3 protein-coding genes are annotated in these 5,322 nt (G+C 74.5%); all 3 read left to right on the forward strand.

What is annotated here, in order from left to right; all coding sequences use genetic code 11:
- Nucleotides 1–11: 11 nt before the first annotated feature.
- Entirely contained in the window at nucleotides 12–1,592 is a 1,581-nt protein-coding gene (locus tag EF903_RS28180; protein ID WP_125547846.1) for a PucR family transcriptional regulator, read from the forward strand.
- 133 nt (nucleotides 1,593–1,725) lie between these two features.
- Nucleotides 1,726–3,171: an aldehyde dehydrogenase family protein gene (locus tag EF903_RS28185; RefSeq protein ID WP_125547844.1), complete on the forward strand. Its 1,446-nt coding sequence runs from the start codon at nucleotides 1,726–1,728 to the stop codon at nucleotides 3,169–3,171.
- A 227-nt stretch (nucleotides 3,172–3,398) separates the two neighbouring features.
- Nucleotides 3,399–5,322, forward strand: a 1,924-nt coding sequence (locus EF903_RS28190; RefSeq protein ID WP_125547845.1) for an acyl-CoA dehydrogenase family protein, incomplete at its 3' end; no start/stop codon positions are given.

A 5,322-nucleotide genomic window follows, 5' to 3' on the forward strand; every position in this document is an offset into this window, starting at 1 on the left:
CCTGGATCCCGATGCCGCTCACCCTCGCCTCCCTCGTCCAGCACTCGGCGCTCAAGCTCGGCGTCCGGGCGGGGGAGGGGCGTCTGGACACGCCCGTGCGCTGGGCGCACGTCAGCGAGCTCGCCGACCCCGTCCCCTACATGGAGGGCGGGGAGCTGCTGCTGACCACGGCCATGAAGCTCGACGCGGCGGACCCGCAGGAGATGCGCCGCTACGTCCGCCGCCTCGCCGCGGCGGGCGTCGTCGGCATCGGCTTCGCCGTCGGCGTGAACCACGAGGAGATCCCGCAGGCGCTTCTCGACGCCGCCCGAGCCGAGGACCTGCCGCTGCTGGAGGTGCCGCGCAGGACCCCCTTCCTCGCCATCAGCAAGGCCGTCTCCGCGGCCCTCGCCGCCGACCAGTACCGGGCCGTCACCGCCGGCTTCGAGGCGCAGCGCGAGCTGACCCGGGCCGCCCTCGCCGCGGACGGGCCCGCCGAGCTGCTGGCCCGCCTCGCCGCGCACGTCCACGGCTGGGCCGCCCTGTACGACACCTCGGGCGCCGTCGTCGCCGCCGCGCCCGAGTGGGCCGCCCGGCGCGCCGCCCGGCTCACCCCCGACGTGGAGCGGCTGCGCGAGCGCCCCGCCCCCGCCAGCGCCGTCGTGGGCGGCGCGGAGGACCGCGTCGAGCTCCAGTCGCTCGGCACGGGCCGCCGGGCCCGCGGTGCGCTGGCGGTCGGCACCGGAGCCCCGCTCGGCACGGCCGAGCGGTACGCCGTCCACTCGGCGGTCGCCCTGCTGACCCTGACCACCGAGCGGTCCCGGTCCCTGCACGACGCCGAGTCCCGGCTGGGAGCCGCCGTGCTGCGGATGCTGCTGGCCGGGGAGGCGGACCACGCCCGCGCCGTCGCCGGCGACCTGTACGGGACGCTGCTGGACGCGCCGTTCCGGATCGTCGTCGCCGAGCCCGCCCAGCCCGGCACCGCCCAGCCCGAGGGGCTCGCCCTCCTCGCCGACACCGTGGAGTCCGCGGCCGCCCGCGCCGGCGAGTCGCTGCTGCTGGTGCCCGAGTCCGGCCGCCTCACCGTCCTCGCCGCCGACGGCGGGGCCGCCGTACAGGCCTGCACCGGGCACGCCGAGGCGCTCGAAGCCCGGCGCGGCCGGGACGCCGCCGGTCCCGAACCGGACGAGCTGGTGGTCGGCCTGTCCGCCCCCGCCGGCGCCGCGGCCGTCGCGGCCGCCCTCAAGCAGGCCGACCAGGCGCTGGCCGTCGCCCGGCGGCGCGGCCGCCCCCTGGTGGAGCACGAGGACCTCGCGGCCGGGTCGGTCCTGCCGCTGCTCGCCGACGAAGCCGTACGGGCCTTCGCCGACGGCACCCTGCGGGCCCTGCGCGAACACGACGAGAAGGGCCGCGGCGACCTCGTCGCCTCCCTGCAGGCCTGGCTCTCCCGGCACGGCCAGTGGGACGCCGCCGCCGCCGACCTCGGCGTGCACCGGCACACCCTGCGCTACCGGATGCGGCGCGTCGAGGAGATCCTCGGCCGCTCCCTCGACGACCCGGACGTCCGCATGGAGCTGTGGCTCGCCCTCAAGGCCGGCTCCGCCCCCGCGTGAGCCGCGCCTGAAAACCGACAAAGCGGCGTGCCGCGGCAGCCGGGTACTCCACGGCGGACAAGCCGCGGATCGGGCCCCGACACCTACGGTGGTGTGGACAAGGATCCGCACAATCCGAAGGGCCGGGATTCGCATGACTTCCACCCACGCCTTCTGGCTCGCCGGCCGCCAGGCCACCGGCGAGGACAGCTTCGACGTCCACAACCCGTGGGACGGCCGCCTCGTCGGCACCGTCAGCGTCCCCACCGACGCCCAGGTCGAAGAGGCCGTGGCCGCGGCGTACGCCGTGACGGCGGAGTTCTCCGCGACCCCCGCCCACGTCCGGGCCGCCGCCCTGGACCACGTCTCGAAGCGCCTCGCCGAGCGGACCGAGGAGATCGCCCAGCTGATCTCCGCCGAGAACGGCAAGCCCGTCAAGTGGGCGCGCGGCGAGGTCGGCCGTGCGGTATCCGTCTTCCGCTTCGCCGCCGAGGAAGCCCGCCGCTTCAACGGCGGCGAGGCCCAGCGCCTCGACACCGACGCCGGCGGCACCGGCCGCCTGGCCCTGACCCGCCGCTTCGTCAAGGGCCCGGTCCTCGGCATCGCCCCGTTCAACTTCCCGCTGAACCTGTGCGCCCACAAGGTCGCCCCGGCCATCGCCGTCGGCGCGCCGATCATCCTCAAGCCGGCCCCGGCCACCCCGCTCTCCGGCCTGATCCTCGGCGAGCTCCTCGCCGAGACCGACCTGCCGGCCGGCTCCTGGTCCGTGCTGCCCGTCGCCAACGACAAGATGCCGGCCCTGGTCCAGGACGACCGCCTGCCCGTCATCTCCTTCACCGGCTCCGACAAGGTCGGCTACGCCATCCAGCAGTCCGTGCCCCACAAGCACTGCACCCTGGAGCTCGGCGGCAACGCCGCGGCCGTCGTCCTCGCCGACTGGTCCTCCGACGCCGACCTCGACTGGGCCGCGACCCGCATCGCGACCTTCTCGAACTACCAGGCCGGCCAGTCCTGCATCTCCGTGCAGCGCGTCATCGCCGACGCCTCCGTGTACGACCGCCTCGTCGAGAAGGTCGTCGCCCAGGTCCAGGCCCAGGTCACCGGCGACCCGTCCGACGACGCCACCGACGTCGGCCCGCTCGTCTCCGAGGACGCCGCCAAGCGCGTCGAGTCCTGGGTCGACGAGGCCGTCGCCGCCGGCGCCAAGCTGCTCACCGGCGGCAACCGCGAGGGCGCCTCGTACGAGCCGACCGTCCTCGCCGACCTGCCCGACGGCGTGACCCTCGCCTGCGAGGAGGTCTTCGGCCCCGTCCTGACCCTGCACCGCGTCGAGAACACCGACGAGGCCTTCGCCAAGGTCAACGACTCGAAGTTCGGCCTCCAGACCGGCGTCTTCACCCGCGACGTCCAGACCGCCTTCCGCGCCCACCGCGAGCTGGAGGTCGGCGGCGTGGTCATCGGCGACGCCCCGTCCTACCGCGCCGACCAGATGCCGTACGGCGGCGTCAAGCAGTCCGGCGTCGGCCGCGAGGGCGTCCGCTACGCGATGGACGACTACACGTACGAGCGCGTCCTGGTCCTGACGAACCTGGCCCTCTGACGCCTCCCGAGAACCGGCGGCCGGAGCCCACTGTGCGGGGGCTCCGGCCGTCCCCCTTCTCCCGGCCGCCCGCCGCAGCCCCGCGAGGGCGGCGGCAGGCGGCCGTTTGGCGGGGGGATTCGCCCGGGTGGCCCGTCCCGGCTTTTCCGCCGGGGCCTGCGGGGGTACGACTCACAGGTAGCACCCACCGGTAGCGTCCCCACTTCGGCGGCGAGGTGAGCCCCCGCATGTCCGCAACACAGCCCGCACAGCCCAAGGTGACCGAGCGCGAGGCCAGGCAGGTCGCGGAGGCGGCCAGGGAACAGGACTGGCGCAAACCGAGCTTCGCCAAGGAGCTCTTCCTCGGCAGGTTCCGCCTCGACCTGATCCATCCGCATCCGCAGCCCGCCGACGAGGACGTCAGGCGCGGCGAGGCCTTCCTCGCCCGGCTGCGGACCTTCTGCGAGACCCGCATCGACGGCGCCCGCATCGAACGCGAGGCGAAGATCCCCGACGAGACCGTGCGCGGCCTCAAGGAGCTCGGCGCGCTCGGCATGAAGATCGACCCCAGGTACGGGGGCCTCGGCCTGACGCAGGTCTACTACAACAAGGCCCTCGCCCTCGTCGGCACCGCCAGTCCCGCGATCGGCGCCCTGCTCTCCGCACACCAGTCCATCGGCGTGCCCCAGCCGCTCAAGATGTTCGGCACCCAGGAGCAGAAGGACGCCTTCCTGCCGCGCTGCGCCACCACCGCGATCAGCGCGTTCCTCCTCACCGAGCCGGACGTCGGCTCCGACCCGGCGCGCCTGGCCACCACCGCCGTCCCCGACGGGGACGACGCCTACGTCCTGGACGGCGTGAAGCTGTGGACCACCAACGGCGTCGTCGCCGACCTCCTCGTCGTCATGGCCCGCGTCCCGAAGTCGGAGAACCACCGCGGCGGCATCACCGCCTTCGTCGTCGAGGCCGACTCGCCCGGCATCACCGTCGAGCACCGCAACGCGTTCATGGGCCTGCGCGGCCTGGAGAACGGCGTCACCCGCTTCCACCGGGTCCGCGTGCCCGCCGCCAACCGCATCGGCGCCGAGGGCTCCGGCCTGAAGATCGCGCTGACCACCCTCAACACCGGCCGGCTGTCCCTGCCCGCCATGTGCGTCGGCGCCGGCAAGTGGTGCCTGAAGATCGCCCGCGAGTGGTCCGGCGTACGCGAGCAGTGGGGCCGGCCCGTCGGCCGGCACGAGGCCGTCGGCTCCAAGATCGCCTTCATCGCGGCGACCACCTTCGCACTGGAGGCCGTCGTCGACCTCGCCTCGCAGATGGCCGACGAGGACCGCAACGACATCCGCATCGAGGCCGCCCTCGCCAAGCTCTACGGCTCCGAGATGGCCTGCCTGATGGCCGACGAACTGGTCCAGATCCGCGGCGGCCGCGGCTTCGAGACCGCCGAATCCCTCGCCGCGCGCGGCGAGCGCGCCGTCCCCGCCGAGCAGATGCTGCGGGACCTGCGCATCAACCGGATCTTCGAGGGATCCACCGAGATCATGCACCTCCTCATCGCCCGCGAGGCCGTCGACGCCCACCTCTCCGTCGCGGGCGACCTCATCGACCCCGACAAGGACCTCGGCGACAAGGCCAGGGCCGGCGCCCGCGCGGCCGGCTTCTACGCCCGCTGGCTGCCCCGGCTCGCCGCCGGCGCCGGACAGGTCCCCGGCACCTACCGCGAGTTCCACCCCTCCGGCCACCCCGACCTCGCCACCCATCTGCGCTACGTCGAGCGCAGCGCCCGCAAACTCGCCCGCTCCACCTTCTACGCCATGTCCCGCTGGCAGGGCCGCATGGAGACCAAGCAGGGCTTCCTCGGCCGCGTCGTCGACATCGGCGCCGAGCTGTTCGCCATGAGCGCCGCCTGCGTCCGCGCCGAGCACCTGCGCGCCGCCGGCGACCACGGCCGCGAGGCCTACCAGCTCGCCGACGCCTTCTGCCGGCAGTCCCGCATCCGCGTCGAGGAACTCTTCAACCGCCTGTGGAGCAACACCGACGACCTCGACCGCAAGGTCGTCGCCGGGGTCCTCTCCGGCACCTACACCTGGCTGGAGGACGGCGCGTACGACCCCTCCGGCGACGGCCCCTGGATCGCCGACGCCGCCCCCGGCCCCTCCACCCGCGAGAACG

The sequence above is a fragment of the Streptomyces sp. WAC05292 genome (genome assembly GCF_003949955.1).
GTDB lineage: Bacteria > Actinomycetota > Actinomycetes > Streptomycetales > Streptomycetaceae > Streptomyces > Streptomyces globosus.